Raw genomic sequence first — 24,520 nt, forward strand, 5'->3', positions numbered from 1 at the left:
GACTCGGGGTACGGTTAAATAGAGGAGCAGCGTGAAGCTTTCTTCTCTTTATAACCCTTCCAAGCCTCTCTGGACTTTCATTAAAAGGTTTAAATATGATGTTGTTCGGATGTGTCTGCCTGCTCTTCCTTCGCTTGCGGAAGAATCAGGTTTAAGATGACACCTACAATTGCCGCAAGCGCCATGCCTGACACTTGGAATCCTCCTTCAGACACCTGAATAAATGCGCCGCCTACGCCGATTACAAGGATGACTGATGTGATGATGAGGTTTCTGTTATTTTCATAATCAATTTTGTTGTCAATCAGCATTCTCAAACCGCTTGAAGCGATGATGCCGAACAGCAGGAAGGAAACGCCTCCCATAACCGCTGACGGAACTGAACTGATAAGCGCAGATATTTTGCCGATGAAGCCGAAGCAAAGGGCAATCACTGCCGCGCCTCCGATAACAAAGACGCTGAACACTCTCGTAATGGCCAGTACGCCAATGTTTTCTCCATAAGTTGTTGTAGGCGGGCCGCCAATCAAGGAAGCAAGGATTGTGGCCGCGCTGTCGCCCATTATTGAGCGATGGAGACCCGGTTTTTTAATGAAGTCTTGTCCAACAACTTTGCTCAGCACCATCTGGTGGCCGATATGCTCTGACATGGTAACAAATGCCACAGGGACCATTGCTGCGGCGATGCCAAGTGTCACTGACGGCGTATAATCTTTAAACGGGATGATAAATTCAGGGACTGCAAACCATTTCGCGTCAAGCACCGGCTGAAAGTTGACAATTCCTTGAGTCAGGGCAAACAAGTATCCGCCGATGATTCCGATCAAGACCGGGATTAAGCTTAAGAAGCCCCGCAAGAAAATCGCGCAAATGATCGTGATCGCTAAAGTGACACCTGCAACACTGAAATGTTTTAAGCTGTAAACCAGCTCACTGGCATTCGGATCAGCATACATGGCCATATTTACCGCTGTGCCGGCCAGACCCAGTCCAATGACGATAATAACCGGACCTACGACGACAGGCGGGAGAAGCTTCATCAGCCAGCCTGTTCCGAGCTGTCTGATCAGCAAGGCAATCAGCCCGTACACAAGCCCTGCCAGAAACGCACCAACCATTGCCGCTCCGGGTCCGCCGGTCGCTTTTACCAAGATGATCGGAGAAATAAAGGCAAAGGATGAACCGAGATACGCTGGTATTTGTCCTTTCGTGATCAGAAGGTAAGCAAGTGTTCCGATACCGCTCGTCACCAATGCAACAGCAGGACTCATTCCGACCAGCTTCGGAACCAAAATCGTTGAGCCAAACATCGCAAATAAATGCTGCAGGCTGAACGAAACCCAAGAGAAAGGTTTCGGGATTTCCCTGACTCCTAAATTAACTTTTTTCTTACTCATGATGATTTTCCCCCTGATTGATGACTTTTCATATTAGGATGACTTAATAACTGTATAAAAAAACCTCTTTGCTGTTTTTACGCAAAGAGGCATACAAAGACCGGCCGCATACTTTCAGGGCTTCGCTGTGCACCTCTTTGCAACCTCTCTGGATTGCGTTTAAAAAGGTGATACATTATTCATTTTCATAAATGGCGACGAGATCGTTTTTGTCAACCTCATCAAGCTGAACCATAACCTTTTCAGCTTTTGAAGTCGGGATATTTTTCCCGATGTAATCTGCTCGGATCGGCAGTTCTCTGTGTCCTCTGTCAACAAGCACAGCCAGTTGAATTGAGGAAGGTCTGCCTACATCGACAAGGGCGTCCATTGCGGCTCTGACCGTTCTTCCTGTGTAAAGAACATCATCTACGACAATTACTTTTTGATCTGTGATGTCTACCGGTATATCTGCACCTTTCACAAGCGGTTCTTCATTGCTCGTTTTTTTGGATAGATCGTCTCTGTAAAGGGTGATATCAATTTCTCCAACCGTTACAGGATTCCCTTCAATCTGTTCTATCCGTTCGGCGAGGCGTTTTGCCAAGTAAATGCCTCTTGTCTTGATACCGACAAGGATGCAGTTGTTCATCCCTTTATTGCGTTCAATCATTTCGTGAGCAATTCTGGTAAGCGCACGTCTGATTGCCTGTTCGTCGAGAATGACAGCTTTTTGATTCATTATGTGACACCTCACAGTTCATTTAGAAGAAAAAACCCCTCTTGCCATTGGCAGAGAGGGGTTTTAGGACAAGGTGCGTGCATATACACGTATCCCGTCAATCCGTTATCCTTCTCAGCCTCTCTGGACTGTTTTAAAGAATCTATTCAGCTTCGTTTATTATTTCAGAAAAGAGATGCCCTGTCAACGGGTTTTTCTCAGATTTTCGATTAAAGCAGACATATCATCAGGAAGCGGTGCTTCAAATTCGATATATTCGTCAGTGCGCGGATGCTGAAAACCTAAAATTCCGGCATGAAGCGCCTGTCCGTTAAAATCGATCGTTTTTCTCGGCCCGTATTTCGGATCTCCCGCTAACGGAAATCCGATATACTTCATATGCACACGGATTTGGTGCGTTCTTCCTGTTTCAAGCTGGCATTCCACAAGCGTAAACTCCTGAAAGCGGTCAAGAACATGAAAATGAGTGACGGCGTTTTTTCCATCACGTGTTACAGTCATGCTTTGCCGATCTTTCTTATCCCGCCCGATCGGCGCATCAATTGTACCGTCATCGTGAGAAATAAGCCCATGGACAACTGCCGTATATTTCCGCGTAACCGTTTTGTTGACCAATTGGTTTACAAGTGACTCGTGCGCCATATCATTCTTCGCCACCATTAATAAGCCAGACGTGTCCTTATCGATTCTGTGGACGATCCCCGGGCGCATCACGCCATTTATTCCGGAAAGGTCCGTACAATGAGCCATAAGGCCGTTTACAAGTGTACCCGTAAGATGCCCGGGAGCTGGGTGCACAACCATTCCGCGAGGTTTATTGACGACCAGCACATCCTGATCTTCATAGTAAATATCCAGATCCATAGGTTCTGCCAGCACGTCGAGCGCTTCAGGCTCAGGCACAGTGACGGTCACCTGATCGCCCGGCTGAATTTTATAATTCGATTTTACAGGGCTTCCGTTCACGACAACTTGTCCGTCCTTCACCCATAGCTGCACCTGGGTTCTCGACCAACCATTTTCAGTCGATGCCAGAAATTTATCAATCCGCTCACTTTTTTGTTCTTCTGAAGCGGTTATGTCAAATTGATTCATGCTATTGCTCCTTCTTCTTTTTCCCGCTGTCCAACAGCATTTGTATAAATAAAAGCATTACGCCGACACATAATGAAGAGTCCGCGATATTAAAAATCGGGTAATTGTAATTGACGATAATGACATGGATAAAATCCACCACTTCCTGTCTGACAGCCCGATCGATAAAATTGCCGATGGCGCCGCCAAGCATGAGTCCAAAGGAAACACCAAGAAGCTTTTGCCCTTTCGTATAACGCTGTATGTAATAAACAATACCAATAATGACTGCAGTTGTGATGAGGTAGAAAAACCACATCTGACCGGCTAATATCCCCCACGCCGCACCCGTATTGCGATGGGAGGTGATATAGAATACCTGATCAATGATCGGTATGCTTTGTCCAAGTTCCATGTTCTTGACGACAAGCCATTTTGTCAGTTGATCAGCTGCGATAATAAGTAGTGCGATAACGTAATACAGCACAAACGTTCCTCCATTATACGGTTACTTTAGTCCATTATGCATTTTATCAATAAAAAGCACTGGAGTAAAGAAATATCAGCCTCTATACAGACTTAATCGGAGAGGCGCTGTTATTCATACAGCGCCTGATCATATTCAATATCAGTTGATTTCCACAGAGGAAGTGTTTTTTTTTCAAATTGGACTGAATACAGAAAATCATTTGCTGTTCGCGCTGTCGGCAGCACAGACAGCTTTGAAAGAGGAATGGGAGCTCCAGTTTCTTCACAGTATCCGAATGTGCCGTCCTCAATTTTCGACAATGCGAGAAGAACGTCTTGAAGCTCTTCTTTAATATGATAGATCAGAGTTGCTTTTTGTTTATGATTGATTGCTGCTTGCGGGCTTGTTGAAACCTGAAAGCAAGAATACTCAAATAATCTCGACTGTAATTCTTCTTTCATCAGAAGAAGTTCCGTATAAATTGCGGTCAGTTGATCATTCATTCATCACAACTCCTGCTCTTAACGTAATACCTATATTGTTACCTGTGAATGATGATCTAAAGCCCATAAGATTTTTCCTGCCATTCTAAACGATGTCACTCTTGGCACAAAAAAAGGCCCGGCTTTTGCGCCGGGCTCTTTTCATTAGTTCTGATAATACTTTTCAACGATTTCAGCGTTGCGCAGTGACAATGTAGGATATTTCGGGTTTGCACCTACATCTTTAGAAATTACACGGGATCTCTCACACATTTCGCCTTCAGCTTTCTCGACAGCGATTTTCCCTGTCTCAAAGCTTTGCGCATCGTTTGGCGCTTCATTTTCTTCGCTGATGGTTAATTCAGAAACAATAAACAGCTGAGAAAGATTTTCTTTAATAGAAGCTAATAGCTCTTTGTTTTCTTTATTCGGATACAATTTCAGGCTTGCTTCCAATGATTTACCGATGATTTTTTCATTTCGCGCTGTTTCTAACGCTTTTAGCACATCATCACGAAGAGACATAAAACGGTCAAACTTATCTTCTGTCGCTTCGCTGTTTGGAACCGCAATCGTTTCCGGCATGTCTGTCAGCTGAACGCTCTGCTCGTCAACAAATGTTAAGTGAGACCATAATTCGTCAGCGGTATGAGGCAGAATCGGTGCTGTAAGCTTCACTAACGCAAGCAGCGTTTCATAGAATACAGTCTGCATGCTGCGTCTATCCGGATGATCCGCGTGCTCAATGTATACAATATCCTTAGCGAAATCCAGATAGAATGAGCTTAATTCAATTGTACAGAAATTATGGATGCTGTGATACACAACCGCAAACTCATACTCGTCGTACGCTTTTTTCACTTTATCAATCAGTTTGTTTAGCTTAACCAGCATATACTGATCGACTTCACGAAGATCTTCAACAGCCACCGCATTTGTTTTTGGATCAAAATCGAACAGGTTGCCGTGAAGGAAACGGAACGTGTTGCGGATTTTACGGTATACTTCAGCAACCTGCTTCAGAATCGCATCAGACACGCGAACATCCGCCTGGTAGTCAACAGAAGACACCCATAATCTCAAAATGTCGGCGCCAAGCTGTTTCATGACTTTTGCCGGAACGACGACGTTACCGATGGATTTACTCATTTTGCGTCCTTCTCCATCCAGTGCAAATCCATGGCTGAGCACACCTTTATATGGTGCTTTTCCTGTTACGGCTACTGCTGTTGATAGAGATGAGTTAAACCAGCCCCGGTATTGGTCAGAGCCTTCAAGGTATAAATCAGCCGGCCGAACGAGATCCTCGCGTTCTTCAAGCACCGCTTGGTGGGAAGAACCAGAATCAAACCAAACATCCATGATGTCCTGTTCTTTTGTAAAAGTGCCGTTCGGGCTTCCAGGATGCGTAAAGCCTTCCGGAAGAAGATCCTTCGCTTCTTTTTCAAACCAAATGTTTGAGCCATGTTGTCTAAACAATTCTGAAACGTGCTCAATCGTTTCATCTGTGATGATTGGCTCACCGTTCTCAGCATAAAATACCGGAATCGGCACACCCCATGCACGCTGTCTGGAAATACACCAGTCTCCGCGGTCACGAACCATGTTGTGCAAACGCTGCTCGCCCCATTCAGGAACCCATTTGGTTTCTTTAATGGCATCCAGCAGGTCTGATCTGAAATCTTTAATAGACGCAAACCATTGCGCGGTTGCTCTGAAAATGGTTGGTTTCTTTGTTCTCCAATCGTGCGGATAGGAGTGTGTGATGAATTCAAGCTTCACGAGCGCGCCTTTTTCTTCGAGCTGCTGTGTGATCACTTTGTTTGCATCATCATAGAACATACCTTCAAAGCCAGGAGCTTCGCTTGTCATCACACCTTTTTCATCAACCGGACAAAGGACGTCTAAGCCGTATTTTTGGCCAATGATAAAGTCATCTTCCCCATGTCCCGGTGCTGTATGAACACAGCCTGTTCCAGCGTCAGTTGTCACGTGATCGCCAAGCATAACGAGTGAATCTCTGCCGTATAGCGGATGTTCAGCGATAATATTTTCGAGATCTTTCCCTTTGATCGTTCTTGTCACTTCATACTGCTCAAAGCCGCATGCAGAAGCTACAGCTTCAACCAGTGCACTTGCTACAACAAAGCGGTCATCACCGACTGCAATCACGCTGTATTCCAGATCAGGATGCACTGAAATGCCGAGGTTTGCAGGAATCGTCCAAGGCGTTGTTGTCCAAATGATGATGCGCTCTCCGTTTTCAAGCACGCCTTTTCCGTCTTTTACGCCAAACGCAACGTAAATAGATGCTGAGCGTTTGTCTTGATATTCGATTTCCGCTTCAGCTAAAGCAGACTCACTTGAAGGTGACCAGTTAACCGGTTTAAGGCCTTTATAAATATAGCCTCGCTTTGCCATTTCACCGAAAACGCGGATTTGCTGCGCTTCATATTCCGGTTTCAGTGTCACATATGGATTTTCCCAGTCGCCGCGGACTCCAAGACGCTTGAATTGCTCACGCTGACCCTCAATTTGCTTCCATGCATATTCTTCGCATAGCTTGCGGAATTCAGCTACTGACATTTCTTTGCGGTTCACTTTTTTGTTTTTTGTAAGAGCTGTTTCAATCGGCAACCCGTGTGTATCCCAGCCCGGTACATACGGTGCGTTGTACCCGCTCATTGATTTGTAGCGGACGATGAAGTCCTTTAAAATTTTGTTAAGCGCGTGGCCCATGTGGATATCGCCGTTTGCGTACGGAGGTCCGTCATGTAAAACAAATTTAGGGCGGTCCTTTGTCCGTTCCTGTACTAGACTGTAGATATCCTGCTCCTCCCATTTCTTTTGCATGTCAGGCTCACGGTTTGGCAAGTTGCCTCGCATCGGAAAATCTGTTTTCGGCATTAAGAGCGTGTCTTTGTAATCCATTTTCATTCCTCCACCAATTTTTTCAGAAAATAAAAAAAGCCCTCTCATCCCATAAGGGACGAGAAAGCTTATCTCGCGGTACCACCCTTTTAGAAAAAGCCAGGCTTACGCTTTTTCCTCTCGAGCATCGTAACGTGATGAACGTCCTAACCTACTGTGAGTTCAGAAAGGAAACTTAAGGGCTGATCTACATGATTCCGGCCATCCCGGACTTTCACCATCTCCGGGTCGCTATGAAGGCATGATGGAAACATGACTGTCCCTTTCAACCGTCTTTTCATCTGAATTTATGAACGTATTATATTCGACAAGCTAAGAAAATGTCAAGGTAATCAGAGAATTTATTCCTTTTCCTCAAACACAGCGTCGACTTCATACTCAAGCAAATGATCCCAATCATCATTTTTCAGAAGATCAAGCTGCGCTTCAATCAGCATTTGGAAACGTGTTCTGAACACTTTAGACTGTTTTTTCAGCTCTTCGATTTCCATTGCGATTTTTCTTGATTTCGATAAAGATTCGTTGATGATGCGATCAGCGTTTTTCTCCGCTTCCCGAACAATCAGCTTTGCTTCCTTTTGAGAATTGCGCTTTACGTCCTCAGCTGCTTCTTGGGCAACCAGAATCGATTTATTCAGCGTTTCTTCAATGTTGGCAAAGTGTCCGATTCTTTCATCGAGCTCATTGACTTTCGCTTCTAGCTCTGTTTTTTTACGGAGAACAATTTCGTAATCTTTTCTGACTTGACTCAGAAATTCATTTACCTCGTCTTCATCATATCCGCGAAAACTTTTTGTAAACGTCTTGTTGTGAATATCATTCGGCGTTAATGGCATGATGCCACCTCCATTTTTTACATTTCAGTACGGTTATCTAGTTCACATTATAAAACAAATTTCGCACAGATGGAGAAAAAAACTGAAAAACCGACTATTTTTGTCGTTCAAACGTGACTCTCCACTTGTCTTTTTTGGTTTTCCCTTCGATTTTTGTCAGGCTGCAGCGGCCAAAACCCCTGATAGAGAGCATGTCCCCTTCAGCAACCTGGTAAGAAGGGTCTTCAACAACCTTCCAGTTCACTTTTACGAGACCGTTTTTCACCAGCGTTTGTGATTTCTGGCGTGATTGCCTGCTCATAGAGGCGCAGACCGCGTCAAGCCTTAAAGAAGAAACAGTGTCATCTCTTATTTCGACATCTAATGCAGGAATTTCAAGGTCTGACAAGTCAATTTTCTCAAGCTTGACTGCGGCTTTTCCGGCATGGGTAAGCTGAGCCGCAACAAAATCGGCTGTATCAGCTGAGACAATGATTTGCACCGCCGTCTCTGAAAACACTAAATCGCCAAACTTTTGCCGCTTCAGACCGATTCCCATTAAAGAACCAAGGAGAGACCGGTGATCAACTGTCACAAATTTTTCAGCATAGCGAACGTCAAACGCCTGAAGCTCAAAATCCGATTCTTCCGGCGTGATGTACTCGGGATATAAAATGGCCCGTTTTCGCTCCGCTCTGTCATAGCCGCCGGAAAAAGCCAGTCCTACATCTGCCTGTCCCGTGACCGCAGCGAGAATGACCTGTTCCCGGGGATCTAAAAAGTCGGTCAGCTTCATCCGGTACTGCTCCTGGACAATTCTTTTCCATTCGAGCGCCTGATCGATAAAGGCACGCTCTTCTTTTCTGAAGTGCTGATAAATATCGCTCATCGTCTTTCCCTTCTATGTAAAGAGGCTTGGCTGCTGCCAAGCCCCCCTATCAAACTGTCACCTTAAAACGCAATCATGCGATAAAGCCCCCACAAGCCGGTTGTTGCAAACCGCAGCACAAGAATGGCCACGATTGGCGAGATATCCAGCATTGCAATTGGAGGGATGATTTTTCTGAATGGCTCGAGATATGGTTCACAGATCGACGCTAAAAACCGTCCGACTGCTGTTTCCCTCGTACTCGGCACCCATGACATAAAAATATATATGATCAGGGCAAATGAGTATATTGTAATTAATAAGCTTAAAACCGAAAAAACTTGATAAAGGATCATCTCGCTTTACCACCTCTGATCGTCTTCAGATATGAGCTCAGAAATTGTGCCTGATACATCTACGTTGTCAGGCGTGCATAGGAAAATATCTGAACCGATTCTTTGGATATCGCCGCCAATGGCATAAACGGTGCCGCTTAAAAAGTCAACAATCCGCTTCGCCTGGTCATGCTGTATCCGCTGAAGATTGACGACAACTGCCCGCCTGTTCTTCAGATGGTCGGCTATTTCCTGCGCCTCCGCATAAACGCGCGGCTCACTCAACACCACTTTAGAGGATTTCTGAACACTTTGCAAGCTTACTACATTCTGTTTGGCTGCTGGTTTACCAGCATTATAAGCAGGTTTTTCTTTTTGTTCCTGTTCTTCATGAGAATCCCGCTCAGTTTCAATATATTCGTATTCGTATTCTTCTTCATCCATTGAGAAGAAGTTTTTCAGTTTATTTTTCATACTCATTGCTGTACACCCCCTGTTTCATTTCCGACTAACGATGAGCCGATTCTAATATAAGTAGCCCCTTCTTCAATCGCGATTTCAAAATCATTTGACATGCCCATCGACAGTTCTGTACATGGAGCGTTCGGCTGTTTCAGCTCTAGAACCTGATCACGAAGTTCTCTAAGCGTTCGGAAACAGCTTCTAATCTCATCTTGGTCATCAGTCAGTGGAGCCATTGTCATCAGTCCGGCCACAACAATGTTGTCAAAGCCGGAAAGCTCCTGTATGAATGGTATCACTTCTTCTTTATTCATGCCGTGTTTAGAGGGCTCAAGCGAGGTATTGACCTGCACAAAGCATTGGACAGCACCTTCAGCCCGTTTTTCAATTTCTTTCGCTAATGAAAGCCGGTCCAGGGAATGAATATAGGAAACTGAATTGACGACAGCTTTTACTTTTCTTGATTGAAGGCTGCCGATAAAATGCCATTCCGGATTTCCTTTAATGATTTCCTGTTTGCGAAGCAGTTCGGCGTCCCGGTTCTCTCCGAGGCACGTGATGCCCGCATCGACCGCCTCCTGTGCTCTTTCAGGCGACACATATTTTGTGACTGCAATAACCGTAACTTCATCGGATCTGCGGCCCGATCTGTTACATGCTTCGTTTATTCGTTCGTTTATATGTCGTAAATGATCAACAACACGCAAGATCTTTTATGCCTCCTTCATTCCGATAAAGGACATCATCCGTCCTGTTTTCCCCTGATCTCGCCGATGGGAAAAGAAAAGTGACGGCTCACTTTCCGTACATAAACCGCTGACAGAAATCTGCTCATTTGCCAAACCGCTGTCAATCAGTATAAGTCGGTTCAGCTCTTTCAGGTCAAGCTGATACTGCCCCTGCCCCGTCTGATTCACGGCGCGATCTGCTGAAAACGGCAATGCGCGGACAGCATTCATCACACGGTCATCTACCGTATAGCACGCACCGCAGATAGACGGTCCGACAACAGCGTATATATCAGAAAGCTTCGAGCCCTCCTGTTCGGTCCATTGCTTCACCATTTCTCTGCCAATCTGTTTGACCGTTCCTTTCCATCCGGCATGAGCGATCCCGACAAGCGATTTCACCGGATCGAAAAAGAATAGAGGCACACAATCAGCAAAGCATAATGCCAAAAATACATTTTTATCATTTGTATAGAGCCCGTCTGTTGCTTTAAAAGCTGAGTGATACTCACGGGCGCCTTTTCCCCTATCCCTCTGCGTCACTTTTTGGACGCGATTGTCGTGTGTCTGGTCAGCAAATACCCAAGACTGCAAATCAATATTAAACATATCGGCTATATATTCACGATTTTTAACCACATCTGCATCTTTGTCATGAACGTGCAATCCTGTATTTAACGACTCAAAAGGTTTTTGACTGACACCGCCGTTTTTCGTAGTAAATCCGGCAATGACTTCTGCATCGTTTTGATTCGTTTGTTTCCAGTCTTGTATCATGAGTGTCGAGGGGGTGGTGAGACTGAATGGGTGATATGTATTCATGATGATCCAACCTTTCGACAAACATTTATAAGGCGTAATTTCCCACTTATTTTACCACATCTTTCTGCATTCGTTTAGCGCCGATTTACATATTTCATAAATGAAATGTGCCGGAAGAGTTCAGACTTCCGGCATTTGACAATCAGCGGCAAAAAAGCAGGTTAAGCATGGGATTCACTTAATCGGACTAAAATGACATCTTCTCCGATTTTAACTATATTTCGCCAAGGAATGACCATTTCCTCTTCCTTTCCAAAAAAACCGAGAACTTTTCCATTTCCCCCTAGTATAATCGCCTGAATTTTTCCTGTGGTGACATTGATATCAATATCACCGATGCTCCCTAATTTTTTTCCGTTAGAGACATTGACGACATCCTTTACTTGAAATTCTGAAATGCTGATCATCCCATCACGTCCTTTTTCGGTCCTTTTTTTCTAGTATATGAACGGGCGGGCTGAACCTTGTCAGCAAGGAGAAATTTTCATGATCATTGTTCTTTTTTGCGGCTGCACCATCTTATGATGAACGTGAGCATGATTTTCGTATAATCTACGAGCTGCTCAATCGATACCTCTTCATTAACGGCATGAGCATTATATAAATCGCCCGGTCCGTATATCACGCTTGGAATACCCGCATTATAAAGCCATCCCCCATCGGTTACGGTTTGAGAAACGTCAATGACGGGGGGGTCCCGTTTGATCTCCTCGTGTGACGCCGTAAGGGCTAAGACGCCGGGATGAGCCGGATCAACTTCCAAGGCCGGAAAAATTTCTCCTCTTTCTTCAATCATTGAAGAGCCTCCCCATTTGAAGACAGGACGGTTTTCCCTCAGCCAAATATCACTGTCACTCAGCCTGTTGATGTAATCTTCTATTTCAGCAGCCACTTCTTCATGCGTTTCATTGGGATAAAAATGGACGGTAATCCATAATCGGCACTCATCCGCTATAAAGGCCGCATGTCTGCCTCCTTCTATAACAGCGGGATTAATGGTGTTTGTACCGGGGGTAAAGCCGGGATAGCTTTTCATAATGGCCCAATGTCGCTCCAGCTCACCGAGTCCAGAAATGATTTTTGCCATTTTTTCGATTGCGCTCGCCCCGAATATTCCTCCGCCAGCGTGGATCATATTCCGTCTAGTTCCATCGTGAAACGTTTGACTGCTTTTCATTTCGATCCAGCCTGTAATCACTCCGCCTTGACCTTGAATATGCATATCGCTCGTATCCGCCACAACTGCAAAGTCTGCGTGATAGCCCTTTTTGCAGCATTCAAGCGTGCCGGCCTCTCCGACTTCCTCCCCGATGACCGATTGCAGAATCAAATCGCCCGGGAGCTCAACGCCCGCTTCACGAATCAGCTTTAAAGCAAACAGCACACAGGCCATTCCGCCTTTCATATCTGAAGCGCCCCGGCCGATTAAGAAACCGTTTTTCTCACTGGGACAAAATGGGTCATGCACCCAGTCCTCGCCCTCTTTTACCTCTGCCACATCGACATGCCCATTGATGATTAAACTTTGATAGGCGGCTGAATTTGTTCCCTTTAAAACACCCACAACATTGGGATCTCCTGGATAAACATCCCATTTGTCGATAGAAAATCCCCGTTCAAGCAAAAACTGTGCAATCCATGTTTGGATGCTGTCTGTATTTCTCGCAGGCGGCGCCGGTGTTTTAAAAGAAATCAGCGTTTTCGCAAGCTCAATGAGCTCGTCCTTTTGTTCTTCCGCTTTTTTCAGTAAAGATTCTACTTGATCAATCATGTTATCCGCTCCTATTTTTAATAGAAAAAAGCCGTTTCATATTCATGAAACGGCTTAATAAAGAAAGCAGAGTGCAAGCTGCTGCATTCTCTGCTTTTTTCACCGCTTCCCTCCGCTGGTATGATCCAGATCAGGTCAATAAGGGTTGAGACAAGCGTCTCTCTCAGCTTCGAAAGCACCCCCAGGATGAATCGTATGTTGTTATGCATTTGTTACCGGCTCAGCTCTTGTTAAAAACGGGCGATCCTGATTCCATAATACACGGATCGGCGTATCAAAAAAAGAAGAAAGTGCTTCGTCTGTCAGCATGTCTTTCATGTGTCCTGACCTAAAGACTTCTCCCTTTTTTAACAAGAGGGCTTTATCAAAAATCGGCAAAATTTCTTCCGCATGATGCGTAACATAAAGAATAGACGGCGCATTTTCCCTGCTTGCAATGTGCGTAATCGTATCTAACAGTTTTTCCCGGGCAATAAAATCAAGTCCTGTAACTGGTTCGTCCAGTATAAGCAGCTCCGGATCAGCCATTAGCGCTCTTGCGATTAAAGCTTTTTGTTTCTCTCCTTGAGAAAGAGTTTCATAGCGGCGGTCGGCATAATCAATGGCTCCTAAGTCCTCGAGCAGGGCAATCGCTTTTTCTCTGATTTTCGCACTTGGTGTTTCATACAAGCCAATCGAAGCATATGCCCCGCTCAGAGCAATTTCAAAAGCTGAATCTGCCGGATACAATTTTTGCTGAAGACCCGCTGAGACAAGGCCGATTTTTCGTCTGAGTTTATCTCCCAGCTCCGTTTTTCCGAATACATGACCAAGCACCTGCATCTCGCCTGCTGTCGGAAAATAGTAAGAGCATAACATATTTAACAGCGCGGTCTTCCCAGCTCCGTTTAATCCGTAAAGCACCCAATTCTCCTTTTCTTCTACTTTCCAATGAATATCCTTTAGTATCCATTTTCCATTCCGTTTTAGTGAGACATTGTCAAGCTGCAAAATCATTGTGGTCCTCCTCTTTCCAAGCTAAATAATTGTTTTAATTTTCACAAAACTGTGTACGGACTAGGATACCTTACTTTTTCGAAAACGTAAACCGCTCGTTTCCAAATAGAAAAGCCTTTAAAACAGAAATTGTTTTAAAGGCTTTCGGCGTGCATGCTATTGATGAATATTCTTATTCATTTGTTTAATTGCTGCCTTTTCCAGTCTGGACACCTGTGCCTGGGAAATGCCGATTTCTTCAGCTACTTCCATTTGCGTTTTTCCTTGGAAGAACCGTTTTCTTAAAATCATTTTTTCCCTCTCGTTCAGTCTTCTCATGCCCTCTTTCAAAGCCAGCTCTTCAATCCATTGTGTATCTTTGTTGCGTTCATCACTGATTTGATCCATGACATAAATCGGATCTCCGCCGTCATTATAGATCGGTTCAAAAAGAGAAACCGGATCTTGAATGGCGTCGAGTGCGAACACGATTTCTTCGTGCGGTACTTCAAGAACTTTGGCGATATCCTCTGCCGTCGGCTCCTTGCTTGTCTCACTGATTAACCGCTCTCTTACCTGAAGTGCCTTATATGCGATATCCCTGAGTGATCTCGAGACACGTATCGGGTTATTATCGCGCAAATACCTGCGGATTTCTCCGATAATCATAGGTACAGCGTATGTTGAAAACTTAACATTGTGGCTTAGATCAAAATTATCAATGGATTTCATTAGTCCGATGCAGCCGACTTGAAATAAGTCATCAACATACTCCCCTCTGTTATTAAACCTTTGAATGACACTTAAGACAAGACGCAAGTTCCCGTTTACAAGCTTTTCTCTGGCTGAATCATCACCTTCGTCCTGCAATTGCCTAAACAGCTTTCTCATCTCTTCATTCTTGAGTACGGGTAATTTGGAGGTATCCACCCCGCAGATTTCGACTTTATTTCTCGACACTTTTTTCCCTCCCTACAGGAGCTGCTGTACAACGTTAAGTATCTCCTCGGGTGGGAAAAATATGCACCGCACTCAAACCGAAAAATAGTCATAATTGGGAAATCCTTGTAGAATCAAGGGATTAAGCCGCAAAAATTTTTTACACCATTTTGTTGAATTCTTTTCGCAATCTTTTAATGATTCTTTTTTCCAGACGGGAAATATAGGATTGGGAAATCCCCATCATATCCGCAACATCCTTTTGGGTCTTTTCCTCTTCGCCGACAAGCCCAAAACGCAGTTCCATGATTTGTTTCTCCCTCTCATTTAACTGTTCGAGCGCTTTTTTTAGAAGCTTTTTATCTACGTTTGCTTCAATGTCCTTTGTGATGATGTCGTCATCCGTGCCCAGCACATCAGAAAGCAGAAGCTCATTGCCGTCCCAATCAATATTAAGCGGTTCATCAAAAGAAACTTCTGAACGGATTTTGTTGTTTCTCCTTAAATACATCAGGATTTCATTCTCGATACAGCGAGAGGCATATGTAGCCAGCTTGATTTTCTTTTCCGGATTGAAGGTATTCACAGCTTTGATTAATCCAATGGTGCCGATGCTGATTAAATCTTCAATATTAATTCCCGTGTTTTCAAATTTCCGTGCGATATAGACGACAAGCCGCAGGTTGCGTTCGATCAAAATAGCGCGGGCCGCCTGGTCGCCGCTTGGGAGCTTCATTAATAGAACCTGCTCCTCGTCTTTTGATAATGGCGGCGGCAAAGCTTCACTCCCGCCTATGTAATACACTTCATCGCTTTTTAAGCCCAGTTTCATCAGCAGCTTATACCAGAGGTGCGTCAACCGCAATTTAAGTTTTTTCATCTTCCTCTCCCTTCTAAATGTCACGTCTTATGAGTATGATAAGTAACGGACATTTGCGAACATTAGGATACGTGCTTAATGGCTTTTCCGGACAGCATTTTCGGATGAATAATCGCGTCAAAATCTCCATCTGCCGACAGCTTTGACATGCTGATGCCGATTAAGCATTTATCCGTGGAAATCATTTCATCTTTTGTCATAATCGTTACATGATCCGGTTTGATACATAATAAAAATTGATGCTGCTGGCCTACTCCCCGATATGGGATCAGCCTCATTTTATCTAAAAATCGAAACGAATCTTCAAGCTGTTCAATCGCTTCCATCGGGTCTGCATTTCGGATAATCATCGTTTCAGCCTCTCCGAAAATCGGTTCAAGCTTATCAATGTGAAGAATCATGACCGGCGTTTTTGTGAGCGGATCATACAGCTGGTTGCCGGAATCCACCAGGCCTCTTGCGTGCAGTGTTTGGCCGCCCAGGTCCGCCTGTACCCTGACTCGCTCCTCATATTGAATGTTTTTTGTTTCAATATCTTCGATTCTTCTCTTGGAAAAAAACCATAATGCGGGAAAGCCAGCCACGATAAACATCCAGCTGATCGGGTCGCCAAATCCGGTTTGATTGGTGATCATGACACCGTTTCTGACAATAGAGTTTGACTGCAGCAATGAATGTGCTCCGATTATTCCCCCTCCCATTAGAAAAGTAGCAAAATAAAAGGAAAACAAATTTTGAAAGAAATAGCGAAACCGCTTAAAACCGAATGTCACGAGCACAATGACAACCGAAAAAGCGAGCTTTCCGGCCGGGTTCTCAACGATCGGCGAAAAAGGAGTAAACATCAAAAGGACAATACTTGAACCGATAAACGCGCCGCCTATCAATCTTCTTTTTTTCACATGGCGTTTTAAAATAAAAGCCGTCAGTAAAAGCAACAGTGCGTCAAAACAAAAGTTTAACAGCCAAATGACATCTAAATAGATTTTCACACCTGACCCCTTTCTTTCTTGCATCACGCTGTTCCCCTTCTTGTTTCATAAGTATAAAGCAAGCTCTGTGGGAAAGTCTGTCAATTAATGTTGAGAGGCCCATACAATTTTTCAGGGATAACTGCTTAATTTGTCGAGGGAATAAATGAGAATATACAGAAAAAAAGCTGCCAAGAGCGGCAGCTTTCTTACACTTACTTTTCAGTATTGATATAAAGTTTTCCATTCGCTGTTTTTCTGGTTTCATTGCCGTAATCGTCTCGAACGATAACCTCTACCTTAGCTCCGTTTGCTTTAATAGAAGAAGTTGCTGTCCAGTAGCCTTCATATCGTCCCGGAGAAATTTCTCTTAACGGCAGCTCGGTAGCGTTTTGTACATTCACTCTTGCATTTGTGAGCGGCAGGCGAATGACAAACGTTGCATCTGCACCTTTCGCGCTTGAAAAAGCGATTTTGATCGATTCACCGGCTTTTAAGGTTTTGTCCTCACCAGGAATCAGTCCGGCAATGACTGGCTGGTCAAAATTCACATCGACGACAGCTTTTTTCGTCGTTTTGTTGCCTGCTAAGTCAGTGGCTGTCACCTTTACTTCGTTGCTTCCGTTCTCCAAAAGGATACGGGCAGAGTAGGAACCGTCTGTGACCGTTGCTTTTTTGCCATTAACCTTTACTTCTTTCAAGTTGTCATCTGAAACAGTGCCTTTAACAGTCACCGCTTCTTTATTGATTTTCTCGCCATTCTTTGGATTGTCGAGCGTCAGTTCAGGCTTGTCTTGATCAAGTGTGACCGTGACAGGACTTGAAGCATCTGTCGTTCCGGAGTCTGTTGATGCAGCCGCTGTCAGCTTGTTTTCCCCTTTGCTGAGTGAAACTCCTGCCTCGAACGTGCCATCTTCGGCAGTTTTCGTTTCTCCTGCTTCTTTATCACCATTATAAAGGGTTACAGTCGTACCCGGAGATGCCTTTCCTTTTACCGTGACGTTCTCCTTATTGGTGTATGCTTTATCTTCAGGAGAAGTAATGACAGGTACGGCAGCTTCATAATCGACTAACGCGCGAATCATATAGTTGCCGTCTTCTTTATCTCCTTTTTGCCATGTTCCGTTAACATACTGCCAGTTGCGATCTGAGTACTGCCCGGTTTCATCCATTGCCAAGCCTGGTGAATATGGATCAGGTTTTGACTGGATATATACAAGATAAAAGTCTTTATCGACCATAATCCCCTTCGAGCTGAGATCGACTTTCGTCCATTCGCCATTACGAAGAGCTTCCGCGTTATATGGTCCCGCAATTTTTTTGCCGGGTGCTCCATCTTTCCCTGTAGCATCGTAAACCTCGACCTTAAACTCTGTGCCGCCAGGATCAGGGAACTCCGTATCCCAGAATCTGAATAGCCCTCCTGTCAGCATGCCTTTTTCCTTGCCGTCAGCCAGTGACATTTTAACCGCCCATCCGTTTCCGGCCGCGAAATAGGAATTTGCATTCTCCGCTGTTCCGTCATCGTATCCGATCTCGCCCGGATAACCGACGAAAGGCTTCAGCACAGTTTCTTTTGTGATATCACCTTTTAAATCAACGGAAAATTCATCACTGTAATAGCCCGGTGCAGCCACTTTAATGGTGTAAGAGCCCTCGTAGGCCTCAAGTGTATATTCTCCTTTGTCGTTTGTAGTTGCCGGTTCAACCGCGGCATCCTCGATAACATAGACGGAAGCGCCGTTTACCGGCTCTCCTGTTGTTTTATTGATGACAGTGCCTTTTAATGTGCCTTTCTTTATTTCTTCTAACGTAAAATTAGCTTGGGTTGTCTGATCTGCCTGCAAAGACACTTTTTGCGTTTTTGATTGATAGCCGTAAGCTTCTGCCATAAGCGTGTAGTCTCCTGCTTTATGCGTCAGCTTGTACTGTCCGGTTGATTGATCTGAATAGGTTGATTTTCCTGTTTCAACCACACTGACCTGTGCTCTGAGCGGCAATGCTTGCGGCTGCATATCAGCACTATGTTTTGTTTTGGCAGCTGTATTTGTTGATGGCTTAGCCTTTTTTGGATTAACCGCTTTTTTCTTTTGCTTTTCTGCCGGTTTTTGTACGCCCAGCTTATTCTTTTTGGCTGTTTTCCCGGAAGATTTGTCTGAAAGCTGAACATCATCAACGTACCAGCCCTCTTTTGCAATGCTTTCATCAGACTGAAGGTTAAACATCACTCGAATGTTTTGGCCTCTGTATGCGGATAAATTAATTTCTTCGCTGGTCCAGTTTGAAGTCTTTCCGTTATAGACCCCTGCCTGCTCCCAATTCGTTTCGCCTTCCGGTAAAACAAAAACGTAGCCATAATCAAAATCATTTTCCAGGTTGTGCCAGCTTTTAAATTGAAGAAACAGGCCGCCTGAATCAGGCACGTCAATTGGAGGCATAGTGAGATTCATATTCGCTCCATTGGCATAATTTCCAGTCAGGTTTGTCCCATATACTTTTTCTCCTGATGCAGCTGCATTAGGGCCTGATTCCGGAACTCCCCACTCCCAGTTATTATTTGTTCCGCTCGTAAGCCAGCCGCCTGGTTCTGTTTCAAAATCCTGCTTGTATCCAACAGTGATGCTAGGTTTCACGGTTACATCATATATGTCAGATTCGACAACATGGCCGCCAAAATCCTGAATGATCCACTTATAGCTTAATGCGGTCCCCTTTATACTTGGGATTTCCGCCTGGTACGTTCCTTTCAGATGATCTCCGCTGATTCGTTTAGCTTTGACCTCGTTCCATTTGCCTTGATCCAGCTTATAGGACAATTTCACAGATGTCACACTCACATTGTCTTCAGCTGTCAAGGTAAGCGGAAGGCTGGCACCTTCATAAGCTTCATTTACTTTCTCATGCTGATAGCCAGGCAGCTCCTCATCTTCCCCATCGACAGAAACTTGCCCTTCTGCTTTTCCTAAACCGTCTGTAACCGCTGATACGGCATCAAAAGCATTCACCAAACCATGACCGTATCCGTTATTCGGAGAGTCAGGGAATGTAGAATCCGTTAATGGCTCAGCCGTGCTGGTCAATATATCCTCCATCTCATCGACAGAAAGTGAGGCATCTGCCTGCTTCAATAGCGCAGCAACAGCAGAAACATGCGGTCCTGCCATCGACGTGCCATCCCATCCGTCTTCATATGTCTGGCCGGGAACTGAAGACCGGATGTTTACGCCTGGAGCAGAAATTTCCGGCTTTGTTTCATCGTATGGCGACGGTCCCTGAAGTGAAAAATCGCCAAGCTTTTTGTTAATATCAGTCGCTCCGGTCGCAAACGCTTCCGGATAATTGGCAGGATTCGCAATAGAACCAGGTCCTCCCGGGTTAAAGAGATCAGCATTTCCCGCAGAGAATTCCGGGAAAATGTCGGCCGCCCGCCAGGCATTGACCATATCTCTGTACCATTCATCAAGGCCGGAGCCCCCGCCCCAAGAATTATTGACGACATCCGGAGCCATTTCCGGATGAGGGTTGCCCTCTGCGTCCTTTGGAGCTAAAATCCATTCACCAGCCTCCAAAATGTCAGCGTCTGTCCCACCATCTTCAGAAAACGCCTTAACAGCAATCCATTTTGCGCCAGGTGCGACACCAATTTGATTCGTGCCATCAGGCTCAGAACCAACCATTGTACCTGTTACATGAGTGCCGTGATCAAGATCATCGTATGGACTTGACTCGTCCGCTACAGCATCAAACCAGTTCATGTCATGATCAGGCTCATTGGGGCTTTCCGGATGAAACCCGCGATATTTTTCTTTTAATGCAGGGTGTTCCCATTCAACCCCAGTATCAATGGAGGCGATAACCGTACCTGTTCCGTCATAGCCAAGCTCCCAAGCCTTCGGTGCGTCTATTTGGTCTACATTCCATTCTACACCGTCAGTTGCTTTTATCGCTTTTTGTGCTTTTTTCATATTGAATGGGGAAGCGGATGACTTAAAAAGCTGCCGTTTTTCATTCGGAAGCACCTTTTCTACTTCAGGAAACTGCGCCACTTTCTCCATGACTTCTTTTGAAGCATGTACAGCAATTCCATTTACCACATAATAGGAGTGAATATCATCGGCATTCCCTTTATTTTTTTGGCTGTTTAAATATTTCAAGACGTCTTTCTGGGCTTCATCAGCTGTCACTTTTAACGAAGACACGACGGCCGAACGCTTTTGATATTCCGTTTTAGCAGCGGTCAGCTTTTTAGATTTCGCTTTTTTGACAGCTGATTTTGCTGCTTTTTGGGTGTCAGCTTGATCTTTAAATTTGATCAGAAAGGTATTTTTTTCTTCTTTTTTAAAGTTTTTCTTTAATGAGCTGGAAATCTTATTTTGAATCGATTCAGAAGATTGAAGCTCCTGTTTTACAGAAGAAGCAGCGCCTTTGCTGCTTGCACCGGCTGCACCCGGAAACAGCAGTGAACTGACGACAACTGTACTCAAAACAGAACTGATCAGTCTGTTTTTCGTTTGTTTCCTCATTTTTTATCCCCCTTTTTTAAACCACTTTGTAAAAAAATGTCGCCCCTCCTTTAACATTCAATTTGTTTGTCAAAGCTTCGCTGTACGTTAACTGTAGACAATCTCAATTACAGATATTGTCGTTTTCTGTCATCTTATTTCCATATAAATGAAAATGATGATATGGTCATGAAATATCAGTAGGTATCATAGGTTGATTTGTTGTTATGTGTAGGAAGACATAGTTCAAAAGACATAAGAGATGAATGGAAATGGTTGAGGAAAAAATAAAAAAAGGACAAAATCGAAAACGATTTTGTCCTTTCAATTAGCCGCGTTTATTGCGGTTTCTTAAGAATGTAGGAATATCAAGCGTATCGTCAGCCGGCTGTGAGGTTTGACGGCTGACTGTGTTTTGATGCTGCGGTTCCTCTCGTTTCGGCTCACGTTTTGGAGCACTCTGATTATGTGATTTGATGTTCTGGTTTAATGATGGACGCTGGGGTTTCGTAACATCTTTCTCCTGTTCGATAAAACCAGTGGCAATCACAGTAACCACAATCTCGTCTTTAAGATTTTCGTTAATAACAGAACCGAAAATCATGTTTACATCCTGATCAGATGCAGAAGCGACAATGTCTGCTGCTTCCTGAACTTCATAAAGGCTCAGATTTGTTCCGCCAGTAATGTTCATTAAGACGCCTTGCGCGCCGTCAATTGCTGCTTCAAGAAGCGGACTGGAAATGGCTTTTTTCGCAGCTTCTGCAGCACGGTTTTCTCCAGTCGCAATACCAATACCCATTAAAGCAGATCCTTTGTTTGACATGATCGTTTTCACATCAGCAAAGTCTAGGTTAATGAGACCAGGAGTAGCGATCAGGTCAGAAATACCTTGAACCCCCTGACGGAGTACGTTATCAGCTTCACGGAATGCTTCAAGCATCGGCGTGTTTTTATCAACAATTTCAAGAATACGGTCGTTCGGGATCACAATCAGCGTGTCCACCGCTTCTTTCATTGCAGAAATTCCGCCTGCCGCCTGCAGCTGTCTTTTGCGACCTTCGAACGTAAACGGTCTTGTAACGACTCCGACTGTTAATGCTCCTAAATCTTTTGCGATTTGCGCAATAACCGGTGCGGCACCTGTTCCTGTTCCGCCTCCCATACCAGCTGTTACGAATACCATGTCAGCGCCTTTTAGCGCTTCTTCAATCTGCTCCTTGCTTTCCTCTGCGGCTTTTTTTCCGACTTCCGGATTCGCACCTGCTCCCAATCCTCTAGTCAGCTTTGCGCCGATTTGCATTTTCACTTCCGCTTTTGACAGGTTAAGAGCTTGAGCGTCCGTATTTACCGCGATGTACTCTACTCCTTGCACTTCATTCTCAATCATTCGGTTGACCGCGTTGTTACCGCCGCCTCCTACTCCGATTACTTTAATTGATGCTAAGCCGTCTATGTTTGTTTCGAACTCCAACATGCTAAATCCTCCTAATCTGCCGAATGACTATCTATCTATTCCCAAAACATGCTTAATAGTTTTTTCATTTTGCTCTGTTTGTTATGTTCGGCTTGTGTTTTTTGTTTTCCTTTTGGCCGTTGCTGCATCTCATTTTGGTGATGATGCTGCTCTTGTTCCTCTGCTGATGAGACGGCGATTTCCTGTATCGCTTCTTCAGGCATCTTGAAGCCAATTTTTCTGCCTTGAATTCTTGCATTCCGGCAGGCGAATTGAATCATGCCAACTGCCGTCATATACTGAGGATCTCTTACACCAATATAATTCGGGCTCGCCACTCTGACATTGTTTTGCAGCACATCCTGCGCTAGTGACATGATACCAGGCATTGCTGCTTGTCCCCCTGTCAGCACGAAGCCTCCCGGCAGATCGCTAATTCCCATATTGCGAAGTTCTTCTGAAGCAATCTCAAGAATTTCTTCGACTCTTGCTTCAATGATATTCGCTGCTTCCTGCTGTGTAAATGTTTGTTTCTGATTGGTGCCTATAACGGTTACCTCAAATACTTCATCTTCTGAAGCCTCGTTATAGTAGGCATGTCCAAATTGTTTTTTCACACGTTCCGCTTCTTCTGTGGACGTTCTCAATCCGATGGAGATATCTTTGGTGATATTTTCGCCTCCGAGAGGAATGACACGGGTAGAAGTCAGGTGTCCGTTCTGGAACACGGCAATGGTGGTTGACCCTCCGCCTATATCAATGAGAGCCACACCGAGATTTTTCTCATCCTTTGACAAAGCAGCAGAACCGGCTGCCAGCGGCTGTAGACAAATATCAGTTATTTCAACACCGGCTCTTTCAACGCAGCGAAGCAAGTTATGTAATATTGTTTTTGAACCGGTGATCAGTGTGCCCTCTACTTCTAAACGCACACCAAGCATTTTTTTCGGGTCGGTAATTTCATCTCTTCCATCTACGATAAATTGTTTAGGAATGACGTCGACTATCAGCTGTTCATGCGGTATTGAAACAACCTGAGCCGCTTCCATGACGCGGCGGACATCTTCTACTTGAATTTCTTTATTTTCACTGGAAACTGCTACAACACCGTTTGTATCTTGAATATTGATATAATTTCCATTAACGCCGACAATAGCTTTTCTAAGCGGAAAACCTACCATTCTTTCAGCTTGGTCAAACGCTTTTCTTATAGAATGAACGGTCTCATCTATATCAACGATTGAGCCTTTTTTCAACCCTTCAGACGGTACATTTCCCACACCGATAATATTTAGGGAATCATCTGTCATTTCTCCGACGATCACTTTTGTATTGGACGTACCGATGTCAAGACTGACGTAAAGTTCATTGTTGTTCATTCTATGGCACCTCCTCACATTTCGATCATTTCTATTCTATTATTTGCGGAACAACAATACAATGAATGTGGCTTTACAAGTGTGTAACAAAAAATAACAACGGAATATTCCTTATGTGCTTTTCACATTTTATGTTTATTGAAAATATTCGTTATATCCTATGTATATCCTCTTTTATATCACATTTTTTTTATTTTTTTTAGAAAGAGTCCACTTTGTTAGTAGATTTCTTCTTATAACGGCTATATTCTGAAATAACCTGACTCCAAATGCGAATATACCTGCTAAATACAAGTCTACACCAAGATGGACTCCCAGAAAAGCTAAACTTATTGCCAATATAATATTAAAAAAGAAACCGGAAACAAATACCATTTCATCATATGTACCTTGTAAATGCGCCCTGATTCCGCCGATTAAAGTATCAAGTGCAGCAAGCACCGCAAGTGATAAATAATTTGAGTATTCACTCGGTATCGTTAAGTTTGTCATCAATCCGATCGTTATTCCGAGCACGAGTCCAAGCACGGGCAGCCACATGAC

22 protein-coding genes, 1 riboswitch and 1 other annotated feature are annotated in these 24,520 nt (G+C 44.3%); all 22 genes read right to left on the reverse strand.

What is annotated here, in order from left to right:
- Positions 1-89 precede the first annotated feature (89 nt).
- The 22 genes from pyrP to UJ203_RS07050 all read right to left on the reverse strand — a co-directional run bounded on the left by pyrP (position 90) and on the right by UJ203_RS07050 (position 24,517).
- Positions 90-1,397, reverse strand: coding sequence for a uracil permease PyrP (gene pyrP, locus UJ203_RS06945; protein WP_024121339.1), 1,308 nt, complete (start codon positions 1,395-1,397; stop codon positions 90-92).
- 175 nt (positions 1,398-1,572) lie between these two features.
- A complete protein-coding gene (gene pyrR / locus UJ203_RS06950; protein WP_024121338.1) occupies positions 1,573-2,118 on the reverse strand; it encodes a bifunctional pyrimidine operon transcriptional regulator/uracil phosphoribosyltransferase in 546 nt (181 codons plus the stop codon).
- Between the two features lie 183 nt (positions 2,119-2,301).
- Entirely contained in the window at positions 2,302-3,213 is a 912-nt protein-coding gene (locus tag UJ203_RS06955; RefSeq protein ID WP_024121337.1) for an RluA family pseudouridine synthase, read from the reverse strand.
- A 1-nt stretch (position 3,214) separates the two neighbouring features.
- The gene (gene lspA / locus UJ203_RS06960) at positions 3,215-3,679 is read right to left on the reverse strand and encodes a signal peptidase II (protein WP_322009367.1); all 465 of its coding nucleotides are present in this window, start codon (positions 3,677-3,679) and stop codon (positions 3,215-3,217) included.
- Positions 3,680-3,789: 110 nt separating this feature from the next.
- Entirely contained in the window at positions 3,790-4,164 is a 375-nt protein-coding gene (ylyA, locus tag UJ203_RS06965) for a sporulation-related RNA polymerase-binding protein YlyA (protein WP_322009369.1), read from the reverse strand.
- A 144-nt stretch (positions 4,165-4,308) separates the two neighbouring features.
- Positions 4,309-7,074, reverse strand: coding sequence for an isoleucine--tRNA ligase (gene ileS, locus UJ203_RS06970; protein ID WP_105991248.1), 2,766 nt, complete (start codon positions 7,072-7,074; stop codon positions 4,309-4,311).
- A gap of 51 nt (positions 7,075-7,125) precedes the next feature.
- Positions 7,126-7,353 (reverse strand) — a binding site (T-box leader).
- 62 nt (positions 7,354-7,415) lie between these two features.
- Complete coding sequence (divIVA, locus tag UJ203_RS06975) at positions 7,416-7,910, reverse strand: septum site-determining protein DivIVA (protein ID WP_010334179.1); 495 nt, start codon at positions 7,908-7,910, stop codon at positions 7,416-7,418.
- 94 nt (positions 7,911-8,004) lie between these two features.
- Positions 8,005-8,778, reverse strand: a complete 774-nt coding sequence (locus UJ203_RS06980; RefSeq protein ID WP_322009373.1) for an RNA-binding protein — start codon at positions 8,776-8,778, stop codon at positions 8,005-8,007.
- 62 nt (positions 8,779-8,840) lie between these two features.
- Positions 8,841-9,113 carry a YggT family protein gene (locus UJ203_RS06985; protein ID WP_003221463.1) on the reverse strand — a complete coding sequence of 91 codons (273 nt, stop codon included), beginning with the start codon at positions 9,111-9,113 and terminating at the stop codon, positions 8,841-8,843.
- Positions 9,114-9,119: 6 nt separating this feature from the next.
- Complete coding sequence (gene sepF, locus UJ203_RS06990) at positions 9,120-9,572, reverse strand: cell division protein SepF (protein ID WP_024121333.1); 453 nt, start codon at positions 9,570-9,572, stop codon at positions 9,120-9,122.
- Entirely contained in the window at positions 9,569-10,261 is a 693-nt protein-coding gene (locus tag UJ203_RS06995) for a YggS family pyridoxal phosphate-dependent enzyme (RefSeq protein ID WP_322009376.1), read from the reverse strand. The genes sepF and UJ203_RS06995 overlap by 4 nt, the downstream gene beginning before the upstream one ends.
- 6 nt (positions 10,262-10,267) lie before the next feature.
- Entirely contained in the window at positions 10,268-11,104 is an 837-nt protein-coding gene (gene pgeF / locus UJ203_RS07000; RefSeq protein WP_095713799.1) for a peptidoglycan editing factor PgeF, read from the reverse strand.
- Positions 11,105-11,265: 161 nt separating this feature from the next.
- Entirely contained in the window at positions 11,266-11,511 is a 246-nt protein-coding gene (locus UJ203_RS07005) for a YlmC/YmxH family sporulation protein (RefSeq protein WP_010334173.1), read from the reverse strand.
- Between the two features lie 83 nt (positions 11,512-11,594).
- Positions 11,595-12,875 (reverse strand): acetylornithine deacetylase, encoded by a 1,281-nt coding sequence (locus tag UJ203_RS07010; protein ID WP_322009379.1) that lies wholly within the window; start codon positions 12,873-12,875, stop codon positions 11,595-11,597.
- 90 nt (positions 12,876-12,965) lie between these two features.
- Positions 12,966-13,068: riboswitch (TPP riboswitch) on the reverse strand.
- Between the two features lie 8 nt (positions 13,069-13,076).
- The gene (locus UJ203_RS07015; protein WP_322009381.1) at positions 13,077-13,871 is read right to left on the reverse strand and encodes an ABC transporter ATP-binding protein; all 795 of its coding nucleotides are present in this window, start codon (positions 13,869-13,871) and stop codon (positions 13,077-13,079) included.
- A gap of 156 nt (positions 13,872-14,027) precedes the next feature.
- Positions 14,028-14,810 carry an RNA polymerase sporulation sigma factor SigG gene (sigG, locus tag UJ203_RS07020; RefSeq protein WP_010334169.1) on the reverse strand — a complete coding sequence of 261 codons (783 nt, stop codon included), beginning with the start codon at positions 14,808-14,810 and terminating at the stop codon, positions 14,028-14,030.
- A gap of 139 nt (positions 14,811-14,949) precedes the next feature.
- Complete coding sequence (gene sigE, locus UJ203_RS07025) at positions 14,950-15,669, reverse strand: RNA polymerase sporulation sigma factor SigE (RefSeq protein ID WP_024121327.1); 720 nt, start codon at positions 15,667-15,669, stop codon at positions 14,950-14,952.
- A 62-nt stretch (positions 15,670-15,731) separates the two neighbouring features.
- Positions 15,732-16,661 carry a sigma-E processing peptidase SpoIIGA gene (gene spoIIGA / locus UJ203_RS07030; RefSeq protein WP_322009493.1) on the reverse strand — a complete coding sequence of 310 codons (930 nt, stop codon included), beginning with the start codon at positions 16,659-16,661 and terminating at the stop codon, positions 15,732-15,734.
- A gap of 194 nt (positions 16,662-16,855) precedes the next feature.
- Positions 16,856-21,163, reverse strand: a complete 4,308-nt coding sequence (locus UJ203_RS07035; protein ID WP_322009384.1) for a S8 family serine peptidase — start codon at positions 21,161-21,163, stop codon at positions 16,856-16,858.
- A 307-nt stretch (positions 21,164-21,470) separates the two neighbouring features.
- Positions 21,471-22,619, reverse strand: a complete 1,149-nt coding sequence (ftsZ, locus tag UJ203_RS07040; RefSeq protein ID WP_024121324.1) for a cell division protein FtsZ — start codon at positions 22,617-22,619, stop codon at positions 21,471-21,473.
- A 35-nt stretch (positions 22,620-22,654) separates the two neighbouring features.
- A complete protein-coding gene (ftsA, locus tag UJ203_RS07045; RefSeq protein ID WP_024121323.1) occupies positions 22,655-23,977 on the reverse strand; it encodes a cell division protein FtsA in 1,323 nt (440 codons plus the stop codon).
- 174 nt (positions 23,978-24,151) lie between these two features.
- On the reverse strand, positions 24,152-24,517 hold the full coding sequence (locus tag UJ203_RS07050; RefSeq protein ID WP_010334164.1) for a small basic family protein: 366 nt from the start codon (positions 24,515-24,517) through the stop codon (positions 24,152-24,154).
- Positions 24,518-24,520: the final 3 nt, after the last annotated feature.

Source organism: Bacillus sp. V26 (assembly GCF_034296245.1).
Lineage (GTDB): Bacteria > Bacillota > Bacilli > Bacillales > Bacillaceae > Bacillus > Bacillus halotolerans.